This window comes from Hydrogenophaga sp. 70-12 (genome assembly GCF_001897365.1).
Taxonomy (GTDB): Bacteria; Pseudomonadota; Gammaproteobacteria; order Burkholderiales; family Burkholderiaceae_C; genus Hydrogenophaga; species Hydrogenophaga borbori.
The window spans coordinates 1-19,216 of sequence record NZ_MKSS01000074.1; the positions used below are offsets into that span (position 1 = coordinate 1).

General features: G+C 69.0%; 21 protein-coding genes. 16 read left to right on the top strand and 5 right to left on the bottom strand.

Features of this window, described 5'->3' with window-relative positions:
* The 5 genes from BGO22_RS04720 to BGO22_RS04740 all read left to right on the top strand — a co-directional run.
* Window positions 1-869 (top strand): EscU/YscU/HrcU family type III secretion system export apparatus switch protein (locus BGO22_RS04720; RefSeq protein ID WP_286849359.1); only part of this gene is annotated, 869 nt, incomplete at its 5' end.
* Window positions 866-2,944, top strand: coding sequence for a flagellar biosynthesis protein FlhA (gene flhA / locus BGO22_RS04725; protein WP_286849362.1), 2,079 nt, complete (start codon window positions 866-868; stop codon window positions 2,942-2,944). The genes BGO22_RS04720 and flhA, both read left to right, overlap by 4 nt.
* A gap of 40 nt (window positions 2,945-2,984) precedes the next feature.
* Window positions 2,985-4,475 (top strand): flagellar biosynthesis GTPase FlhF, encoded by a 1,491-nt coding sequence (gene flhF / locus BGO22_RS04730; protein WP_070400994.1) that lies wholly within the window; start codon window positions 2,985-2,987, stop codon window positions 4,473-4,475.
* Window positions 4,468-5,229: a hypothetical protein gene (locus BGO22_RS04735; RefSeq protein ID WP_286849365.1), complete on the top strand. Its 762-nt coding sequence runs from the start codon at window positions 4,468-4,470 to the stop codon at window positions 5,227-5,229. Before flhF ends, BGO22_RS04735 begins: the two co-directional genes overlap by 8 nt.
* 2 nt (window positions 5,230-5,231) lie before the next feature.
* Window positions 5,232-5,951, top strand: a complete 720-nt coding sequence (locus BGO22_RS04740) for an RNA polymerase sigma factor FliA (protein ID WP_070400996.1) — start codon at window positions 5,232-5,234, stop codon at window positions 5,949-5,951.
* A gap of 34 nt (window positions 5,952-5,985) precedes the next feature.
* Here BGO22_RS04740 and BGO22_RS04745 read toward each other — a convergent pair whose 3' ends face one another.
* Window positions 5,986-6,750 (bottom strand): hypothetical protein, encoded by a 765-nt coding sequence (locus tag BGO22_RS04745; protein ID WP_286849370.1) that lies wholly within the window; start codon window positions 6,748-6,750, stop codon window positions 5,986-5,988.
* Between the two features lie 262 nt (window positions 6,751-7,012).
* On the opposite strand from BGO22_RS04745, the gene BGO22_RS04750 reads away from it, so the two are divergent.
* Window positions 7,013-8,131 (top strand): acyltransferase family protein, encoded by a 1,119-nt coding sequence (locus BGO22_RS04750; protein WP_286849372.1) that lies wholly within the window; start codon window positions 7,013-7,015, stop codon window positions 8,129-8,131.
* Window positions 8,132-8,158: 27 nt separating this feature from the next.
* Here BGO22_RS04750 and BGO22_RS04755 read toward each other — a convergent pair whose 3' ends face one another.
* The 3 genes from BGO22_RS04755 to flgA form a co-directional block, all read right to left on the bottom strand.
* Window positions 8,159-8,500 (bottom strand): hypothetical protein, encoded by a 342-nt coding sequence (locus BGO22_RS04755; RefSeq protein WP_070400999.1) that lies wholly within the window; start codon window positions 8,498-8,500, stop codon window positions 8,159-8,161.
* Between the two features lie 5 nt (window positions 8,501-8,505).
* Entirely contained in the window at window positions 8,506-8,814 is a 309-nt protein-coding gene (flgM, locus tag BGO22_RS04760) for a flagellar biosynthesis anti-sigma factor FlgM (protein WP_070401000.1), read from the bottom strand.
* A gap of 112 nt (window positions 8,815-8,926) precedes the next feature.
* Complete coding sequence (gene flgA / locus BGO22_RS04765; RefSeq protein ID WP_239478255.1) at window positions 8,927-9,655, bottom strand: flagellar basal body P-ring formation chaperone FlgA; 729 nt, start codon at window positions 9,653-9,655, stop codon at window positions 8,927-8,929.
* A 190-nt stretch (window positions 9,656-9,845) separates the two neighbouring features.
* On the opposite strand from flgA, the gene flgB reads away from it, so the two are divergent.
* The 8 genes from flgB (at window position 9,846) to flgG (ending at window position 16,035) form a co-directional block, all read left to right on the top strand.
* Window positions 9,846-10,244: a flagellar basal body rod protein FlgB gene (gene flgB, locus BGO22_RS04770; protein WP_070401002.1), complete on the top strand. Its 399-nt coding sequence runs from the start codon at window positions 9,846-9,848 to the stop codon at window positions 10,242-10,244.
* Between the two features lie 122 nt (window positions 10,245-10,366).
* The gene (gene flgC, locus BGO22_RS04775) at window positions 10,367-10,771 is read left to right on the top strand and encodes a flagellar basal body rod protein FlgC (protein ID WP_070401003.1); all 405 of its coding nucleotides are present in this window, start codon (window positions 10,367-10,369) and stop codon (window positions 10,769-10,771) included.
* 22 nt (window positions 10,772-10,793) lie between these two features.
* Entirely contained in the window at window positions 10,794-11,459 is a 666-nt protein-coding gene (locus BGO22_RS04780) for a flagellar hook assembly protein FlgD (protein WP_139147139.1), read from the top strand.
* Between the two features lie 29 nt (window positions 11,460-11,488).
* Entirely contained in the window at window positions 11,489-12,703 is a 1,215-nt protein-coding gene (flgE, locus tag BGO22_RS04785; RefSeq protein WP_070401004.1) for a flagellar hook protein FlgE, read from the top strand.
* Window positions 12,704-12,858: 155 nt separating this feature from the next.
* Entirely contained in the window at window positions 12,859-13,455 is a 597-nt protein-coding gene (locus BGO22_RS04790; protein WP_286849380.1) for a DUF6891 domain-containing protein, read from the top strand.
* A 109-nt stretch (window positions 13,456-13,564) separates the two neighbouring features.
* The gene (locus tag BGO22_RS04795; protein ID WP_204744211.1) at window positions 13,565-14,341 is read left to right on the top strand and encodes a hypothetical protein; all 777 of its coding nucleotides are present in this window, start codon (window positions 13,565-13,567) and stop codon (window positions 14,339-14,341) included.
* Window positions 14,342-14,500: 159 nt separating this feature from the next.
* On the top strand, window positions 14,501-15,238 hold the full coding sequence (gene flgF / locus BGO22_RS04800; protein ID WP_070401006.1) for a flagellar basal-body rod protein FlgF: 738 nt from the start codon (window positions 14,501-14,503) through the stop codon (window positions 15,236-15,238).
* A gap of 14 nt (window positions 15,239-15,252) precedes the next feature.
* The gene (flgG, locus tag BGO22_RS04805; protein ID WP_286849384.1) at window positions 15,253-16,035 is read left to right on the top strand and encodes a flagellar basal-body rod protein FlgG; all 783 of its coding nucleotides are present in this window, start codon (window positions 15,253-15,255) and stop codon (window positions 16,033-16,035) included.
* 37 nt (window positions 16,036-16,072) lie between these two features.
* Here the strand turns inward: flgG and BGO22_RS04810 are convergent, their stop codons facing one another.
* Window positions 16,073-17,197, bottom strand: coding sequence for a hypothetical protein (locus tag BGO22_RS04810; RefSeq protein WP_286849387.1), 1,125 nt, complete (start codon window positions 17,195-17,197; stop codon window positions 16,073-16,075).
* Window positions 17,198-17,450: 253 nt separating this feature from the next.
* Here BGO22_RS04810 and BGO22_RS04815 point away from each other — a divergent pair, with 253 nt between their 5' ends.
* Together BGO22_RS04815 and BGO22_RS04820 are read left to right on the top strand one after the other, a co-directional pair.
* Window positions 17,451-18,152, top strand: coding sequence for a flagellar basal body L-ring protein FlgH (locus BGO22_RS04815; protein WP_070401009.1), 702 nt, complete (start codon window positions 17,451-17,453; stop codon window positions 18,150-18,152).
* Between the two features lie 115 nt (window positions 18,153-18,267).
* A partial coding sequence (locus BGO22_RS04820; RefSeq protein WP_286849390.1) for a flagellar basal body P-ring protein FlgI occupies window positions 18,268-19,216 on the top strand: 949 nt, incomplete at its 3' end.

Below are 19,216 nucleotides of genomic sequence, written 5' to 3' on the forward strand. Positions count from 1 at the left end.
GCCTGCTGGTCATCGCCCTGGCGGTGGTGGCCCTCATCGCCGCCGGCAGCGTCGCCCTCAGCACCAAGCCGATCGAGCCCAAGCTCAGCAACATCAGTCCGCTCTCAGGCTTCAAGCGCCTGTTCTCGCGCCAGCAGGTCGTCGAAACCTTCAAGCTGGTTGGCATCACCACCGTGGTGCTGATCGTGGCCAGCCAGTTCATCGCCGGCCACGCCGAGGCCTTCGCGACGCTGCTCATGCGCCCGCTGGAAGCCGGCATCGGCCAGCTCGCGCAGTGGCTGGCCATGGGCGTGGGCCTGCTGCTGTTGGTCATCGGCGTGGTGGCCGCCATTGACGTGCCCACCCAGCGCTTCCTGCACAAGCACCGCCTGCGCATGTCGCACGACGAGATCAAGCGCGAGCACAAAGAGGCCGAGGGCGACCCGCACGTCAAGAGCCAGCGCCGGGCGCGCCAGCGCCAGCTGGCCCAGCGCCAGAGCATCCGCGCGGTGCCCAAGGCCGACCTGGTGGTGATGAACCCGACCCACTACGCCGTGGCCCTGCGCTACGACGACGCCACCATGACCGCGCCGCGCGTGATCGCCAAGGGAACGGACCTGCTGGCGCTCAAGATCCGCGACGTGGCCAAGGCCAATGCCGTGCCGGTGCTGCAGTCGCCCATGCTGGCGCGCGCGCTGTACGCGCACGCCGAGATCGACCAGGAAATCCCTGGCGCGCTCTACACCGCCGTGGCCCAGGTGCTGGCCTGGGTCTACCAGTTCAAGGCGGCCATGAACGGCCAGGGCCGCATGCCGGCCGATCCGCAGCCGCAGGTGCCGCCCGAACTCGACCCGCATTTCAAGAAGAAGCCCCAGGAGGCTGATCAATGAACGCCTTGCAGCAATGGTTCAAGCGCCACGGCGCCCTGGCCGGTGGCCTGGCCGCGCCCATGCTGGTGATGACCATCCTTTCGATGATGGTGCTGCCGCTGCCGCCCTGGCTGCTCGACACCTTCTTCACGCTCAACATCGCGCTGGCGCTGGTGGTGATGATGGTGGCGGCCTACATGCGCCGGCCGCTGGACTTCTCGGTCTTCCCCACGGTGCTGCTGCTCACCACGCTGCTGCGCCTGTCGCTCAACGTGGCCTCCACGCGCGTGGTGCTGCTGCAGGGCCACACGGGTCCCGGCGCGGCCGGCGAGGTGATCGAGGCCTTCGGCCACTTCCTCATCGGCGGCAACTTCGCGGTCGGCCTGATCGTGTTCGTGATCCTGGTGGTGATCAACTTCATCGTCATCACCAAGGGCTCGGAGCGCATCGCCGAGGTGTCGGCGCGTTTCACCCTGGACGCCATGCCCGGCAAGCAGATGGCCATCGACGCCGACCTGGGCGCCGGCCTGATCGACGAGAAAGAGGCCAAGCGCCGCCGCGCCGAGGTGGGCGAGGAGGCCGAGTTCTTCGGCTCCATGGACGGCGCCTCCAAGTTCGTGCGCGGCGACGCCATCGCCGGCATCCTGATCCTGATCATCAACATCATCGGCGGCTTCGCGATCGGCATGGCGCAGCACGGCCTGTCGGTGGGTCAGGCGGCGGACAACTACATCCTGCTGGCGGTGGGCGACGCGCTGGTGGCGCAGATCCCGGGCTTGCTGATCTCGGTGGCCGCGGCCATGGTGGTCTCGCGCGTGGGCAAGGACGAGGACCTGGGCGGCCTGGTGGCGCAGCAGATGTTCCTGTCCTCGCGCGTGCTGGGCATCACGGCCTCGGTGCTGTTCCTGCTGGGCGTCATCCCGGGCATGCCGCACCTGTTCTTCCTGCTGTTCGCGGCCCTGCTGGGCGGCCTGGCCTACTGGCGCCGCCAGCAGGAGCGCGCGCCCAAGGCCGACCCGGCCGCCGCCGCCGCGGCCGGCCCCGCCAACGACGGCGAGGCCAGCTGGGACGATCTGCAGCCCGTGGACCTGCTGGGCCTGGAGCTGGGCTACCGCCTGATCGCGCTGGTGGACAAGAACCGCCAGGGCGACCTGCTCACGCGCATCAAGGGTGTGCGCAAGAAGTTCGCGCAGGACGTGGGCTTCCTGCCCCCGCCCGTGCACGTGCGCGACAACCTGGAGCTGCACCCCAGCGCCTACCGCATCACCCTGCGCGGCGTGGTGGTGGGCGAGGGCGAAGTCTTCCCCGGCATGTGGCTGGCCATCGACCCGGGGGGCATCAACACGCCCCTGATCGGCACGCCCACCACCGACCCGGCGTTCGGCCTGCCCGCGCACTGGATCGACGAGCGCCAGAAGGAAACGGCGCAAATGGCCGGTTTCACCGTGGTTGATTCCGAGACCGTGCTGGCGACCCATCTTTCACACTTGATGCAAGTCCAGGCGGCCAAGCTGCTGAGCCGGACGGAGACCCAGGAACTGGTCGAACACGTGACCCGCCTGGCCCCCAAGCTGATCGAAGAAGTCGTGCCCAAGATGGTCTCGGTTGCCACCTTCCAGAAAGTGCTCCAGCTGCTGCTGGAGGAAGGCGTGCACGTGCGGGACATCCGCAGCATCATCGAATCCATCGCCGAGCACGCGGTGCACGTGACCGACCCGCACGAACTGGCGCGCCGCGTGCGCATGGCGCTGTCGCCGGCCATCGTGCAGCAGATCTACGGCCCGGTGAAAGAGCTCGAGGTGATCGCCATCGAGCCCGGCCTGGAGCGGCTGCTGATGCAGGCCCTGTCCGGCCAGAACGCCGGCGCGCTGGACCCGGGCGTGGCCGAGATGCTGAGCCAGTCCGCCACCGACATCGCCAACAAGCAGGAAGAGAAGGGCGTGCCCGCCTGCCTGCTGGTGCCCGACGCCATCCGCAGCGCCATGGCCCGCCTGCTGCGCCGCGCCGCGCCGCGCCTGCAGGTGCTGGCGCACAGCGAAATCCCCGAGACCCACCTGATCCGCATCGGCCCGATCCTGGGCCAGCTCGCCGCCTGATCCTTCCGAATCCCGATAGCACTTCCCTGGGACCGCCCACATGAACATCCAACGCTTCATCGCCCCCACCTCGCGCGAGGCCATGTCCAAGGCGCGACGCCAGTTTGGCGACAGCGCCGTGATCCTCTCCACCCGCCAGACGGCGGACGGCTTCGAGGTGATGGCCGCGGCCGAGGAAAGCCTGGCGGGCATCGCGTCCGCGGCCCAGCCCGCCGCCGCGCCGGCCGCCAGCGCCGCGAAGGCGGCCGTGGCGCAGAGCTCGGTGGGCAGCGACACCGAGGCCATGGCGATGAGCACCCTGTCGTTCCAGGAGTACGTGCGCGAGCGCATGCTGCGCAAGCGCCGCGAGCAGATGGGCGAGGCCGCCGCGCCGGCCGCCGCCGCGCAGAGCGCGAGCGTGGCGCCCGCGGCCCCGGCCAAGCCCCTCATCGCCGAGCCGGCCGACCCCATCATGGTGCCGGTGCAGCGCTACAACGAGCCGGCCGAGATGGCCCAGCCGGCGCGCCGCGCGCAGCCGCCCATCCGCACGCGCGAGAACGCCTTCGAGGACACCGCGCCGCCCGCGCGCTTCGCCACGCAGGAAGACAACCGCATGGCGGTGGAGATCTCCGCCCTCAAGGACATGATCGAGGAGCGCTTCAACACCCTGGCCTGGCTGGGGTCGAGCAAGCAGAACCCGATCCAGTCGAGCCTGATGCACAAGCTCATCCGCGCCGGCTACTCGCCGCAGCTCGCGCGCGCCCTGCTGGAGCGCCTGCCCGCCGACGCCGGCGCTGGCGAGTCGCTGCGCTGGGTGATGGACGCGATCCAGCGCAACCTGCGCGTCAGCGCGGCGGGTGCCGGCCTCACGGAAGAGGGCGGCGTGGTCGCCCTGGTGGGCGCCACCGGCGTGGGCAAGACCACCACCGCCGCCAAGCTGGCCGCGCAGTGCGTCAAGCAGTTCGGCGCCGGCAGCGTGGGCCTCATCACGCTGGACAGCTACCGCGTCTCGGGCTACGAGCAGCTGCGCGCCTACGGCCGCATGCTGGGCGTGGTGGCCCACCTGGCGCACGACCGCGCGGCGCTCAAGGACCTGCTGGGCCTGCTCTCGGGCAAGCGCCTGGTCATCATCGACACCGCCGGCCTGGGCCAGCGCGACCAGCGCGTGCAGGACATGCTCGACGTGCTGGAAGTGCCCGCGCTCAAAAAGGTGCTGGTGCTCAACGCCGGCGCGCAGGGTGACGCCATCGACGAAACCCTGGCCGCCTTCAAGGCCGACAAGCTGCACGGCGTGGTGCTGTCCAAGGTGGACGAGGCCGTGAAACTGGGCCCCGCGCTGGACGCGGCCATCCGCCACCAGGTGACGGTGCGCGGCGTGGCCAATGGCCAGCGCGTGCCGGAAGACTGGCAGGGCGCCGACCCCGCCACGCTGGTCAAGCTCAGCATGGGCACGGCCGGCAAATCCGCCTTCGACCCCGCGAGCACCGACATGGGCTTCTACTTCGCCCAGTCCGGTGGCCGTGGCATGCCGCTCGGGGGTCTGCATGTTTGATTTCGGCGTCGACCAGGCCGCCGGCCTGCGGCTCGAGGCCCAGGCCCGCCATGGCGGACCCGCGCTGATGCCCCTGGCCAGCCCGGCGATGCCCTCGCGCGGCTTCGAGTGGCTCTGCCGCCTGGCCATGGACCTCACCGAGGCCGGCCAGCGCGTGGTGGTGATCGACGCCTGCGCCACCGAGCGCGGCGACAGCGGTGGCCTGAGCCACGCGCTGGCCGACGCCGGCGTGGTGAACCTCGGCGCCGACGCGCGCCCGGGCGATCCCACCGACTGGCTGGTGATGCCCGCCGCGCAAGGCCTGCAGAGCCTTCTGGCCACGGCCGCCGCCGCCGGCGCGGACACCGCGCTCACCCGCCTGTTCGCCCCCTTCGCGGCCGGCGCGCTGCTGCTGCTGTACGCGCCCGCCCAGATGCTGGCCAGCCTGCTGGCCGGCGTGAAAGCGCGCGTGATGGTGCCGGTGGTGCCGCAGCCGCAGGCCAGCATCGACGCCTACGGCGCGCTCAAGTGGCTGCACGGCGCGGGCCTGCACCCGGTGCTCGCGCCTCTGGAGGCGCAGTCGCAGGTGCTGGCCAACGTGGTCGACTGCGCCCGCCGCCACCTGGAGCTGAAGGCACCGGTGTGGACGCGCCCGGCCTGGGGCCAGCGCGTGCCCGACGCCGCCCTCGTCTGCGCCGACGCGCCGGCCTTCGCTCCCTACCGCTCTCCCGCCCGCGGCGCGCACGCCGGGGCCGCCATTCCCTTTTGGAGCTGACGATGTACACCGCCAAAGGCACGCTCAACCGCGAGGACCAGCTGCGCAAGTACAGCCCCCTGGTCCGTCGCCTGGCGCACCACATGATCGCCAAGCTGCCCCCGAGCGTGGAGCTCGACGACCTGATCCAGGTCGGCATGATCGGCCTGACCGAGGCGATTGCCCGCTACGAGCCCTCGCAGGGTGTGCAGTTCGAGACCTTCGCGAGCCAGCGCATCCGCGGCGCCATGATCGACGAGCTGCGCGACGGCGACTGGATGAGCCGCGGCTCGCGCAAGAGCCAGAAGGACATCGAGCAGGCCGTGCACCGCCTGCAGCAGAAGCTGCACCGCCCGCCGCGCGAGAGCGAGATCGCGGCCGAGATGGGCCTGACCCTGGCCGACTACCAGACCCTGCTGGCCAAGGTGCGCGGCACGCAGCTGGTGTACCTGGAGGACATCAGTGGCGGCGGTGGCGACGACGAGGACGGTTTCCTGGACCGCCACATGGGCGACCACGAGGCCGACCCCTCATCCGTGCTGCAGGACCAGCGCATGCGCATGGCCCTGGTGGGGGCGATCAAAACCCTGCCCGAGCGCGAGCAGCACATCATGAGCATGTACTACGAGCACGACATGAACCTGAAGGAAATCGCCGCCGTGCTCGGCGTGACCGAATCGCGCGTGTGCCAGCTGCACAGCCAGTCGATCGCGCGGCTGCGCTCGAAGCTGCGGGAGCATTGAAGGGCCGGGCTGGGCCGGGTGTGGGCGCCCCCGGTCAGACCAGCACCAGCGTTCGGATGGTGGGCCACTGCAATGGATCGAGCAGGTGCTGCGCGGCCTCGGGCGCGATCAGGCGTTCCGGCGGCGGATCCATGCCGTCCCGCAGATGCGCAAAGCGGGTTAGGAGCCCGCTGCCGTGCAGCCAGCGGATGCTGTCGACGGCGAGGCCCTTGAGCGAGAGCGTGGCGTCCGGCTGAACCAGCATGTCCAGCAGCAACTGGCCCGCCTGCATCAGGGCCTCGCGCCGAGGATCGTCCTGGGACAAGGCCCTCAGCCCCTGGCTCAGGGCGTCCTGAAGCGTGTTGATCGCGATCGTCGAGCGCGCTCGTTGTCGGAAGCCCGCTTCGTCCGGTGGGATGTCGGGCCTGTCGTTCAGCGCTTGTTTCATCTTGGCATTCAGCTGGCGCAAGTCCCGCACCGTCGGTGGGTGGATGCGCCAATCGCGTTGCCGCAGCATGAGGCGCATTTCGCGCACGGCGTTGTCGGCCTGTCTGCCTTTCTGGGCTCGAATGTCGGAGGCCAGCTCGTCCAGGAACTCGCCCAGGTCGCCCCCGCGCGGGCGCGAATGGCCCATCGGCGCAATGGAGGTCAGCGCATAGAGTTGGAAGCGGCCGTCTTCGCGGCGGGTCGCGTAAACGGGTTGCTGGTCGCGGCTGCGTTTGGGCGTTGGCTCGAGCAGGCTCTGGGGCGTGGGCGTGGCCAGGAATTGGTCGAGCTGTTGGGCTTTGGGGCAGGACAGGAACGGGCTTTTCGAAATCATGGGCGCGAAGGGTGGACAGCTGGGGTTGGCGTCCGGTGCAGGTGGACTGCCGGGCGCTGAGTGGCGACCCGTTCGGTGAGCGTTGCGGTCGCGTGGTTTGGGTTTTCTGATCCCGATTCGTCCAATCGAACCGTTTGGGTGTGACGCAATTCACGCCCGGGTGCCGCCGAATCCCCCGGCCTGGGGGTGATGCCCCTGCCGCGGGCGGGCGAATGCTGGTGCAATCGCGCCCCAGACCGGTTGGTCCTGACTGGAACGCCCCTTGCCCTGGCTAAGCCCCTATTTCGAGCTGTCGCGCGGCAGCGCCCACAACCTGCGGCCCATGGAGGGCCTGCGCGGCTTCGCCGTGTTCCTGGTGTTCCTGGTGCACTACGCCACGCTGGTGGTGGACTGGCTGATCGACGGGGCCGCCGCGCTGCCGCTGGCCGAGGCCCTGCACACCGTCGGCAACGCTGGCGTGGACCTGTTCTTCGTGCTCAGCGGCTACCTCATCTACGGTTCACTGATCTCGCGGCGCCAGCCCTTCATGCGCTTCATGGCGCGGCGCATCGAGCGGCTGTACCCGGCCTTCACCGTGGTGTTCGTGCTCTACGTGGCGCTGTCTTACCTGTTCCCGGCCGAAAGCAAGATCCCGCCCGAGTCCGGCGAGGCCCTGGTCTACCTGCTGCAGAACTTCCTGCTGCTGCCCGGTCTGTTCCCCATCGAGCCCATGATCACGGTGGCCTGGTCGCTGAGCTACGAGCTCTTCTATTACCTGGTCCTGCCGCTGGTGATCGCCGGCCTGGGCCTGCGCGAGCGCAGCGGGCGGTGGCGCTCGGCGCTGTTCGTGGGCGCCGGCGCGGCGCTGCTGGTGTACTGCGCCCTGGCCGGCGGCCCTGTGCGGCTGGCCCTGTTCATCGCCGGCATGCTGCTGTTCGAGGCCATGACCGCCCCGCGCGTGCCCACGCCGTCCGGCCTGGTGGGCGGGCTGGCCCTGGCGCTGGGCCTGCTGAGCACGCTGTTCCCCTGGGACGGAACCGTCGGCGCCGCGCTCGACGCCCTGTCGCTGTGCCTGGGTTTTTCCCTGCTGTGCCTGGCCTGCTTCCGCGCGCCGCAGGCCCCGCTGGCGCGCCTGTTTTCGTGGTCGCCCCTGCGCTGGCTCGGCAACATGAGCTACTCGTACTACCTGATCCACGGTCTCGCGCTGAAAGCCGCCTTCCTCGCGATGTCGGTGCTCATGCCGGGCGCGGCGTTCGGCTCGTGGTTCTTCTGGGCCCTGATGCCGGTGATGTTCGCGCTCACGCTGCTGCCATCGGTGGCGCTGTTCCTCGCGGTCGAGCGGCCGTTCTCGCTGGCGCCCGGCGCGCCCAGGCCGCGCGACGCGGTGGCGCCGACGCGCTGAAGGCGGGGAGAAAAAAGGGAGGAGGGCTCAGGCGCCCGCGTAGCGGCGCGCGCCCGGCTTGCCCAGGCCTTGGTAGGTGGGCTTTTGCAGGTGGTCGGGCAGCAGGCTGCCCAGGGCGCGCTCGTTGAGCGCGGCGGCGCGCACCGTGGCGGCGCGCAGCTGGGCGAAGCGCTGGGCGGCCTGGTGCAGCTCGCGCGCGTGGCCGTCTTTCAGTTCGAGGGTGCGCGGCGCTTCCTGCAACGCGGCCTGCACCGCGCCGCTGGCGTGTTCCGCGCCCAGGGCGTCGCCCTGCAGCAGCGCGCGCTCCAGGGCGTCGAGCCGCTCGTGCAGCAGCACGATCCAGGGGTGCGGGGCGCGGGCCTCGTTCATGGGGATCAGCCGCGGGCGGCGTTGAGCATCTCGGCCGCGTTGGCCAGGAGCTTGTCGGCGATGGCTTCGGGGTTCACCTGGAAGGTGCCGTCGGCGATGGCCTGCTTCACGGCCGCCACTTTCTCGGCGTTGAACACCTCGCTGCCCGTGGCACCGCCCACGGCGGCGGCCGAGGACAGGGTCACGGTCACGCCGGGCTGCGGCGCGCTGGCGCCGGCCGGCTTGGCCGCGGCCTCGCTCGGGCCCACGGGCGCCTTGGCGGGGCCACCGGCCACGGAGCCAATATAGGAATCCGTTGATGAATCGACTTTCATGTCACGCTCCAAACCCTGATGGCAGGGTCCTGTGCACGTTGTATCGACCTCGATCCCTGGAACTTTAGTGTTTTAAGGCGCTATTTCTACCGCTCATCGGCGTGGGTCCGCCTCACAGGGGTACTTCTACCACCTGATCGGCCCGCACCACGCCGCTGACCACTTTGCCGCTGGGCAGGCGCACCCGGGCGTTCTGGCCCACCAGGCCGGCGTTCAGTGCCTGGCCCACCACGGTGATGGCAAAACCCTTGCCGCCCGCGCTCACCTTCACCGGCGTGCCAGCCTCGAAAGCCTGCGGGGCGCGGACCATGTTCTCGCGGATGACCTGGCCCGGCGTCAGGGCATAGGCCGCCTGCTGGCCGACCCAGCGCTCGGGCAGGGCCAGCACCATCGAGGGGTGGGCCGCCCAGTCCACTTCGGCGCGCTCGGCGTGTTCTTGAGTCAGCGTCTCACCGGATTGCACCGGCGCCTTGAGCACCCAGGCCGGCCCGAAGGCCTGCACGGTGACGGGCAGGTAGACGGCCCAGCGCGTGGGGCCGTCCACGCAGCGCAAGCCCACGCGGCTGCGGCCCCAGAGGCGGCCGTTGGGCGGCAGGAAGGGTTCGATGGCGTTGCACGGCGCCAGGCGCAGTCGGTTGTCCAGCGAGCCCATCTGCACCTCGGCGCGCAGCGGCGTACCGGCCTGCTCGGCCAGGGCCTGGTCCACGGCGGGCTGCAGGAAATCGCGCGCGAGCTTTTCCAGGCCGCTGTTGTCGTTCGCGTGGGCGGACGAGGAGAACGCGGCCAGCAGGCTCAGGCCGAAGACGACGGCGATCAAGAGGCGCAGGGCGGGTGGGTTCATGGCGGCTCCACGGACAGGGTGTCAGGGGGCACTGTAGGCCGGCCCGCGCCCGGGCAAAGCCGCGAATTGCCCGATTCGCACCCGTTTGTTCCGCGCTTCTGCGGCCCTCAAGTCTTTTGACAATCGCTGCACGCCCCGGCCCTGGGCTCGTCCCGAGGCCGGCCCCGACAACCCGCCCCAGGGGGTGAGCATGTTCGAACAGATGACCAGCCGGCTGGACTTCCACGCCCAGGCGCTGTCGCTGCGCTCGCAACGCCAGCAGGTGTTGGCCAGCAACATCGCCAACGCGGACACGCCCGGCTACGTCGCGCGCGATTTTGATTTCGCCGCCGCGCTCAAGGACGCCACGGGCAGCGGCACCGCCGGCGCCGCCACCACCGATGCGCGTCACTTCCGCAGCGTGGGCGCGCACCCGGGTGACCCCCAGCTCGCCTACGCCGTGCAGACGCAGCCCGCGCAGGACGGCAACTCGGTCGACCTGGACCGCGAGCGCGCCAACTTCGTGGACAACACCATCCGCTACGAGTCCACGCTGCGCTTCATCAATGGGCATGTGAAGACCATGCTCAGCGCCATCACCGGCCAATAGCCATGAACCCCCCTTGCGTCGCCTGCGGCGCCTTCCCCCCAGGGGGACAACACCAGCGGCCCGGCAAAGCCGGCTCCGCGGTGTTCCTCGGTGGTGTCCTTGGCGCTTGAAAGGAGTTTTCAATGTCCATGTTCAACATCTTCAACGTCTCGGGCAGCGCCATCAGCGCGCAGCAGCAGCGCCTGAACGTGGTGGCCAGCAACCTGGCCAACGCCGACGCCGTGGCCGGCCCGGACGGCCAGGCCTACAAGGCCCGCCAGATCCATTTCCAGACCGTCGCCATGGGCGATGCCGGCAGCGCGGGCGTGAAGGTGCAGACCATCACCGAGAGCGATACGCCGGGACGCCGGGTGCACGACCCCCTGAGCCCGAACGCCGACGCGCAGGGCTACGTGACGCACTCCAACGTCAACCCGGTGGAAGAGATGGTCAACATGATTTCCGCCTCGCGTTCGTACCAGAACAACATCGAGGTGATGAACACCGCCAAGAGCCTGCTGCTCAAGACGCTGCAGATGGGCCAGTGATTCCGTTCAAGGACGCCCCACCATGATGTTTTCCAATCCCCTGGACCTGTCCGGCCTCGGCAACACGCCGGGCAGCTCCACCGCCAAGTCCGCCACGGCCGCCACCGGTGCCGAGGCCACGCAGGACCGGTTCCTGAAGCTGCTCGTCGCGCAGCTGAACAACCAGGACCCGATGAACCCGATGGACAACGCGCAGATGACGACGCAGATGACGCAGATCAACACGGTCGCGGGCATCGAGTCGCTCAACACCACGCTCAAGGGCATGGCCACGCAGTTCACGGCCATGCAGAACCTGCAGGGCCTGTCGCTGATCGGCCGCGAGGCCCTGGTGGAGGGCAAGACCTTCGGCTTCGACGGCACCGTCGGCAAGGCCGCGTTCCGCCTCGACGCGCCGGCCGACAGCGTACAGGTCGATGTGCTCGACAAGTCGGGCCAGGTGATCGACACCCTGGACTTCGGCGCGCTCACCGCCGGCCAGCACTCCTTCAACTGGGACGGCAGCGAGTTCAACCCCAACGAAGTGGCCAGCTACCGCGTGCGCGCGTCCAACGGCGGCGCACCCGTGGGCTCGTTCATGTACAGCCGCCTGACGGTGACCTCGGTCGGCATGAAGGACGGCCAGATGCAGCTTCAGCTGCAGAACGGCAGCACGGTCGGCTACGACAAGATCACCACGTTCATGTAACCCGCGACTCCGCAACGCAAGGACACACCATGGCATTCCAGCAAGGACTCTCCGGCCTGAACAGCGCGAGCAAGAACCTCGACGTGATCGGCCACAACATCGCCAACGGCAACACGGTGGGCATGAAATCCTCGCGCGCCGAGTTCGCCGAGGTCTACGCGAGCTCGGTCAACGCGGCGGGCGGCGTGAACATGGGCATCGGCGTGTCGGTCGCGGCCGTCACACAGAGCTTCACCCAGGGCAACATCACCATCACCGGCAACGACCTGGACGTGGCCATCAACGGCGCCGGCTTCTTCGAGCTGACCATGCCCAACGGCAGCACGGCTTACAGCCGCGCCGGCATGTTCAAGCTCAACGACCAGGGCGAGATCGTCAACCACCAGGGCGCTCAGCTCATGGGTTATCCCACGGACCCCCAGGGCAACCGCCTGAGCTTCGACACCCAGCCGCTCACCCTGCCCACCAGCGCGCCGATCCCGGCCCAGCGCACCAGCAACGTCACGGCCGAGTTCAACCTGGACGCGCGCGCGCCGGTGTGGAACACGGTGACGCCGCCCACGCCGCTGTCCACCTACGGCACCTCCTTCGTCGCCTTCGACGACCAGGGCCTGGAGATCCCCGTGTCCATGGCCTTCCGCAAGGTGGCCAACAACACCTGGGAGGTCTACACCGGCGTCAATGGCGCCGACCCCGCGCTGTCCACGCCCTTCACGCTGACCTTCAACGACGATGGTTCGCTGGACCCGGCCTCGGTGATCCCGCCGCTGGGCCTGGCCTCCCCCAACGACCCGGCGCTGACCTTCACCGCCGCACTCGACCTGGTCAACGTCACGCAGACCGGCACCGCCTTCGGCGTCACCGAGCTGGACCCGGACGGCTACCGCCCCGGCCAGTTCCTGGGCCTGAAGATCAGCGAGAACGGCGTCATCACCGGCCAGTACTCCAACGGCGAGACGCGCGCGGCCGGCCAGATCGCGCTGGTGAACTTCCGCAACGCGCAGGGCCTGCAACCCACCGGCGGCGGCAACTGGACGGCCACCTACTCGTCGGGCGAACCGCTGCGCGGCGAGCCCGGCACCGGCAACTTCGGCGCGCTGCGCGCCGGTGCCACCGAGGACTCCAACGTCGACATCACCGCCGAGCTGGTCAACATGATGACCGCGCAGCGCGCCTACCAGGCCAACGCGCAGACCATCAAGACGCAGGACCAGGTGCTGAGCACGCTGCTGAACATGCGCTGAGCGTGGGCCAAATGGTGGCGCGCGGCGTTGACTCGCCTGCGGCGCGCAGCGCAATACCGCAAGGGCAGTAGCGGCCGGCCTCCGGCAACAGGCCGAGTGCCCGTCGCGCGCGCCCTGGCTAGCATGGCCGGCCTCGCCACACGGAACGCCGCACCATGACCGATGCCAACGCCAACGCCAACGACGCCACCAACGAACAGCTGCAGCTGGTCGAGCGCTGGATCGGCTACGGCTACCACGCCGCCGACGCGATCGATGGCTGGATCGAGGAGAACGCCGCCGCCGACGCGGGCGTCGACCTCGAACGGGTGAAAGATTTCGCCGCCGCCGCTTTCGCCCGCAAGCGCGCCGCCGAAACCCGGTGGCCCGAGGACACCGACTGCGACCGGCTCGACCGCGCGTTCGCCGCGCTGCACGAGCAAGGCGTCTGCGCGGTGCAATGGGCCGGCGACACGCTGGACGAAGGCCTGGCGTCGGTGGGCGACCAGATCAACGCCGATGGCGTGCCGCAGGGCCGGTACACGGGCTATTGCTTCTTCCACAGCCAGGACATGGACCACGCCCTGGATGGTGAGGGCCTGATGCTGGCCTTTGGCCCGGTGGACGCCGAGACCGAGGCGGACGCCGTGCGGATCGGCCGGCGGGTCTGCGAGGCCCTGCAGCGTGAGGGCCTGCGCACCGAGTGGGACGGCACGGTCGAGCACCGCATCGCCGTGCCCGGCCTGCGCTGGCAGCGCCGCACGCCGGACTGACGCGGTGGCGCGGGCCTGATCGGCCCACCTAGAATCCCGGCGGCCCGCGGCCTCCGTGAGGGGCGTCTGGGCTCACGACCTCCCATCGACCCAAAACAAAGGTTCCCCGATGCCCTCTGCTTCCGATCTGCGCTTTCGTGTACTGGTGTTGGCCATCGCGGCCGCGCTGGGCGGCTGTGCCGCCGTGGACACCAAGACCGTCGTGACCAACAGCGAGGCCTATATGGCCGAGCAGTTCACGCCCGCCCAGCTGCCGCCCAAGGTCAGGGCCGTGCTCGAAGCGGGCGAGCGCCTGCCGGTCCCCCCGTTCAAGCGCATCCGCTACCGCATGTCCGCCGACTTCGACGAAGAAGGCCGGAAGCTGTCGCTCGACGCGGACTACACGATCACCGATTTGGGCGATGGCTATGTCCAGTCCCGATCCGAGTACGCCCGTAACGGGGTGCCGTACCGCATCAATATGGCGCTGATGTTTGCCAACATCCACCTCCTTCGTTCACAGACGAGTTTTCTGGACCGACCCACGGCCCAGCAGCCTTTCGAGACCAAGGAGCTGATGGTGTTTGACCGGTCGCTGGGCAAACCCGTTCCGGGGCGCACCTACACCATGGAAGCCAAGACGGGCCTGGCCCCTCAGGTGGCCGGCTTCACTTACGAAAAACGGGTCTGCGTCGCGGGCACGGCCGTGGCGGCCTCCTCGGTATACGCTGGCCTCACCGGCAATGGCATCCCCATCGAATGCACCAAGACCGGCGAGAGCGGCGTCGTGGTCAACAAGATGAAGTACGTCTGGATTGCCGACCTGGGGGTGGCCTTCCAAACCGAATACACCAGCTTCCGCTCGACCGGGCGCTACACGATCCGGTCGCTCGACATCCAGAAGTGAATCCTTCGGTGCTTCAGGCGAGCGGGCCCTGAAGCACCGAATTGACGGGACGATCCCCCCGCTGTTCCGGGCATCGAGCACCCTCAAGAATTTCCACAATCCTTTCAAGCCGCCGTGGCCAGCGCTGCTGGCGCGGCAGGCGAGTGAAAGGACTTGTGCTTGGACCGCTTCATCTACACCGCTATGACGGGCGCCAGCGCGGCGGCGCACCGCCAGCAGGTGCTGTCGAACAACCTGGCCAACGTGTCCACCACGGGCTTTCGCGCGGAGCTGTCCACCTTCCGCGCCGTGCCCATCCGCGGTGACGGCGCCAGCACCCGCGTGTTCGCGCTCGAGGCCACGGCCGGCCATTCCAACCTGGCGGGCTCCGTGCAGCAGACCGGCCGCAACCTGGACGTTGCCGCACAAGGCGACGCCTGGTTCGCGGTGCAGGGCCTGGACGGCACCGAGGCCTACACCCGTGCGGGCGCGCTGCAGGTGAACGCCGACGGCACGCTGGTGAACGCCAGCGGCCTGCCCATGCTGGGCGACGGCGGCCCCATCGTGATCCCCGAGAACGCGCGCGTGGACATCGGTGCCGACGGCAGCGTCAGCACGCGCGTGGGCAACGAACCCGGCCAGGTGGCGGGCCGCCTGAAGATGGTGGTGCCCGACGCCGACAACCCGCTCAAGCGCGGTGACGACGGCCTGTTCCGCGGCCCCGAAGGCAACCCCCTGCCCACGAGCGAGGTGGCGCGCCTGCACGACGGCGCGCTCGAAGGCTCCAACGTCAATCCCGTCGAGGCCATGGTCGGCATGATCGCGGCCTCGCGGCAGTTCGAATACCAGATGCGCATGCTGCAAAACGGCGAAGGCAACGACCGCAGCGCCTCGCAGCTGCTCAACGTCAACGGCTAAGCACGGAGCCTCCCATGATCAACTCCCTCATGATCGCCAAGACCGGCATGACGGCGCAGCAGACCCAGCTCGACGTCATCTCGAACAACCTGGCCAACGTCAGCACCAACGGCTTCAAACGCTCGCGCGCGGTGTTCGAAGACCTCATGTACCAGAACCTGCGCCAGGTGGGCGCCAACGCGGCCGAGCAGGCCGAGCTGCCCACGGGCCTGCAGATCGGCCTGGGCGTGCGCACCGTGGCCACCAGCCGCAACTTCACGCAGGGCAGCCTGCAGCAGTCGGGCAACGCGCTGGACGTGGCCGTCAACGGTGCTGGCTTCTTCCAGGTCGAGATGCCCGACGGCACCACGGCCTACACGCGCGACGGCAGCTTCCAGCGCGACGCGCAGGGCCGCATGGTCACCAGCAGCGGCTTCCCGCTCACCGCGGGCATCACGCTGCCGGCCGAGACCGAGAGCGTCACGGTCTCCAGCGACGGCATCGTCACCGTCAAGCTGCCGGGCCAGACCCAGCCGCAGCAGGTCGGCCAGATCGAGCTCGCCAACTTCGTCAACCCGGCCGGTCTGGAGCCCATGGGCCAGAACCTGTTCCGCGAAAGCGTGGCCTCGGGCGCGCCGGTCGATGGCGCGCCGGGCACCACCGGCATGGGCGTGCTCATGCAGGGCTACACCGAGCAATCCAACGTGAACGTGGTGCAGGAGCTGGTGGACATGATCCAAACCCAGCGCGCCTACGAGATGAACTCGAAGTCGATCCAGACCTCGGACCAGATGCTGCAGAAGCTCGCGCAGCTGTGAGGACCGCGGGCGGCGCCTTGGCGCCGGGGAGCGGGGTTCAGACGCTGCTGCTGGTCAGCGACCCGAAGCCGTTGTTGCCGCGGTAGTCGAACAGGTCGGCGCCGTCGATGTCGGCGTAGGGGTCGGCGGGTGGGTTCTGCTCGATGCCTTGCAACACCCGTGCGGCCATGTGGGCATCGCCGAACAGCACGGGCCACTCCGATTTCCTGTCGCTCGGGGCCTTCAGGTCAATGATCTGAAGGAGGACGTTCCGGATGGCGTGCCTCCACTCGATGGATCGCGAGTGGATGTTGTCCAGGAGCTCATCAAGCGAGGTGGTTTCATCGATTTCGGCGAACTCCGCATAACCCAGATGGGCGAGCGCGGCCCGCTTGAGCGTGTCGGCAAAAGCGCCGATGGCCTGCGAGGTGTCGCCGACGGAGGGGGCGGTGTCCTCGGCTGCGGGGCGCTGAAGCCCGACGCAGAGTGCGATGGCTGCTTCGCGCATGCCAGGGTCAATGTCATCGCGGTGGTGCTTGATCCGAAAGTTCAGCACCTCGTGGAGGGTCTCTTTCAAGTCATCAGGCAGCGCGTTCATGGCTTCGATCACGCGGTCCACCGGCGTGTCTTTCGAGATGCCGGGGACCAAATGGTCGATGACTTTCGCAAACGGGCCGATGGCCCGGGTGCCAGAGGGGGAAGCCGGTTGGGTTGGGCGGCTGACGTCCAGTGGGAGCTCGGTCTGGGCGGGCCCCGTGGGGCGAGGCATCTCTCTGGCATGGGCCAGCGTGTGGATCGCCTGGGCGAATGGGGGGTTCTTGACCACTTGCCGGTTCTGGGCGAGGGCATTGAGCACATACTGCCGAGCCGCTTCCACCTCGGGCCCGTAGTAGCGATCGGCAAACTGCGTCGTGAGGGTGTTTTCCAAGCGCCGTGCGGTCTCCGCGCTGGAGCCGCGGGGGGTGAGCAGGGAATGCGACGTGGTGCTTGCTCGTGTCGACAGGAAGTCCACCCCCTTCCCGAGCGGCGAGCGGCTGGTGTTGAGGTAGAGCACCGCGCCGTTTTTCACCTTGTCTTGGGACAGCAGCTCATCCAGCTTCTTGAGATTGAGGTCCTTCCTGTTCCAATGGCAGGCTTCCTCCTTGAGCTTGTTGCGAGAAAAGAAGCTGGTCAGCGACGGCATAGGCACCTCGGCGGGATGGGGAGGGGGGCGACTGCCCTGCGCGGTCGTCCGATGCTGCTTGGGTGGCGCGGCGCGCGCCTGAGTTCTCGGCCAAATGACCGCATCGGCCATAGGTACGGGCCATCGCCTGCTCCGGGGGCCGAACCTTGGAAAAGGCCAGGCTGCGGCGCCTTGTTCCGGCCATTGGCCACCCTCAAGTTTTTTGACAATCCTCGCAAGGTCCCATTGGGGGGCCGCTGTTCAAGGACTCGTCATGTGCCGTCGATTGGCGTTGTGGGTGTTGTTCTCCACCCTGGCCGTGCTGGCCAGCGGCTGCCAAACCCTGCGCAACGAACCCGTGGTGGACCTGGCGCCCGCCCAGCCGGTGCGGTACGTGCAGCAGGAACAGGCCTTTCAGGTGGCCGCCGCCGCGCCCACCGGCGGCCTGTTTCGCGCCGCCACCTACCGCCCCGCGTTCGAAGACCCGCGCGCGCGCCTGCCGGGCGACATCATCACGGTGCAGATCACCGAGCGCGTGACCGCAAGCCAGAACTCCTCGGCCTCCATCGACCGCAGCGCCGATGCCTCGGCCAGCATCAACGCCATCCCCCTGTTCGGCGGCACCACGCCCTGGAGCAAGGCCAACCTCGGCGCCCAGAGCAGCAACAACTTCAAGGGCGACGGCGCGACCTCGAGCAACAACAACTTCAGCGGCTCCATCACCGCCACCGTGCAGGAGGTGCTGCCCAACGGCCACCTGCGCATCGTCGGCGAGAAGCAGATCGGCGTGAACGCCAACGTGGACGTGATGCGCTTCTCCGGCACGGTCGATCCGCGCAGCATCCGCCCCGGCAACGTGGTGCCCTCCACCCAGGTGGCCGACGCGCGCATCGAGTCGCGCAGCCGCGGCGCGCAGGGCGAAGCCATGTCAATTGGCTGGTTGGCGCGCTTCTTTTTGAGCGTTCTGCCGTTCTAGAGGACGCGATCATGCAATTCCCCCGCCGCGCTTCGCGCGACCCCCACGGGGCGGCACCAGCGACCCGGCACAGCCGGCTCCGCGGCCTCCCTGGGTTTGACCACTTGCCGATGCCATGAATATCGTCCACCGCCTGCGCCACTTGATGCTGATTTGCGTTGCGCTGGCGACTTTTTCCGTCGCCGCGCAAAGCGTGCGCGTGAAAGAGATCGCCGCGGTGCAGGGCGTGCGCAGCAACATGCTCACGGGCTACGGCCTGGTGGTGGGCCTGGATGGCAGCGGCGACCAGACCACGCAGATGCCCTACACCGGGCAAAGCCTGGCCAACTTCCTTCAGCAGTACGGCCTGACGCTGCCGCCCGGCGCCAACCCCCAGCTCAAGAACGTGGCCGCCGTGATGGTGACGGCCGAGCTGCCGCCCTTCGCGCAACCGGGCCAGCCCATCGACGTCACCGTCTCCTCCATGGGCAACGCCAAGTCGCTGCGCGGCGGCACGCTCATCGTCACGCCGCTGCGCGGCGCCGACGGCGAGATCTACGCGCTCGCGCAGGGCAACCTCATGGTCGGCGGCGCGGGCGCGTCGGCCGGCGGCAGCAAGGTGCAGATCAACCACCTGAGCGCCGGCCGCATCCCCGGCGGTGGCCAGGTCGAGCGCGCCGTGCCGACCTCGCTGCACGCGGGCGACACGCTGGACCTGGGCCTCAACAGCAACGACTTCCAGACCGCCAGCCGCGTCACCGACGCCATCAATAAGGCCCTGGGCGCCGGCACCGCGAGCGCCATAGACGGTCGCGTGGTGCGCCTGAACGCGCCCACCGACCCCTCCCAGCGCGTGGCCTTCCTGGCGCGCGTGGAAGAGGTGCGCATCGAATCCAGCGTGCCCAGCGCCAAGGTCGTGATCAATGCGCGCACCGGCTCCATCGTCATGAACCAGGCGGTCACGCTCGGCCCCGTGGCCGTGGCGCACGGCAACCTGTCGGTGAGCGTGAGCAGCACGCCCGTCATCAGCCAGCCCGCGCCGTTCTCGGGCGGCGAAACGGTGGTGCGCGAGCAGGCCAGCATCC

Coding starts and splice junctions, on each gene's coding strand:
- flhA (WP_286849362.1), top strand. CDS start 866: ATGAACGCCTTGCAGCAATGGTTCAAGCGCCACGGCGCCCTGGCCGGT.
- flhF (WP_070400994.1), top strand. CDS start 2,985: ATGAACATCCAACGCTTCATCGCCCCCACCTCGCGCGAGGCCATGTCC.
- BGO22_RS04735 (WP_286849365.1), top strand. CDS start 4,468: ATGTTTGATTTCGGCGTCGACCAGGCCGCCGGCCTGCGGCTCGAGGCC.
- BGO22_RS04740 (WP_070400996.1), top strand. CDS start 5,232: ATGTACACCGCCAAAGGCACGCTCAACCGCGAGGACCAGCTGCGCAAG.
- BGO22_RS04745 (WP_286849370.1), bottom strand. CDS start 6,750: ATGATTTCGAAAAGCCCGTTCCTGTCCTGCCCCAAAGCCCAACAGCTC.
- BGO22_RS04755 (WP_070400999.1), bottom strand. CDS start 8,500: ATGAACGAGGCCCGCGCCCCGCACCCCTGGATCGTGCTGCTGCACGAG.
- flgM (WP_070401000.1), bottom strand. CDS start 8,814: ATGAAAGTCGATTCATCAACGGATTCCTATATTGGCTCCGTGGCCGGT.
- flgA (WP_239478255.1), bottom strand. CDS start 9,655: ATGAACCCACCCGCCCTGCGCCTCTTGATCGCCGTCGTCTTCGGCCTG.
- flgB (WP_070401002.1), top strand. CDS start 9,846: ATGTTCGAACAGATGACCAGCCGGCTGGACTTCCACGCCCAGGCGCTG.
- flgC (WP_070401003.1), top strand. CDS start 10,367: ATGTCCATGTTCAACATCTTCAACGTCTCGGGCAGCGCCATCAGCGCG.
- BGO22_RS04780 (WP_139147139.1), top strand. CDS start 10,794: ATGATGTTTTCCAATCCCCTGGACCTGTCCGGCCTCGGCAACACGCCG.
- flgE (WP_070401004.1), top strand. CDS start 11,489: ATGGCATTCCAGCAAGGACTCTCCGGCCTGAACAGCGCGAGCAAGAAC.
- BGO22_RS04790 (WP_286849380.1), top strand. CDS start 12,859: ATGACCGATGCCAACGCCAACGCCAACGACGCCACCAACGAACAGCTG.
- BGO22_RS04795 (WP_204744211.1), top strand. CDS start 13,565: ATGCCCTCTGCTTCCGATCTGCGCTTTCGTGTACTGGTGTTGGCCATC.
- flgG (WP_286849384.1), top strand. CDS start 15,253: ATGATCAACTCCCTCATGATCGCCAAGACCGGCATGACGGCGCAGCAG.
- BGO22_RS04810 (WP_286849387.1), bottom strand. CDS start 17,197: ATGCCGTCGCTGACCAGCTTCTTTTCTCGCAACAAGCTCAAGGAGGAA.
- BGO22_RS04815 (WP_070401009.1), top strand. CDS start 17,451: ATGTGCCGTCGATTGGCGTTGTGGGTGTTGTTCTCCACCCTGGCCGTG.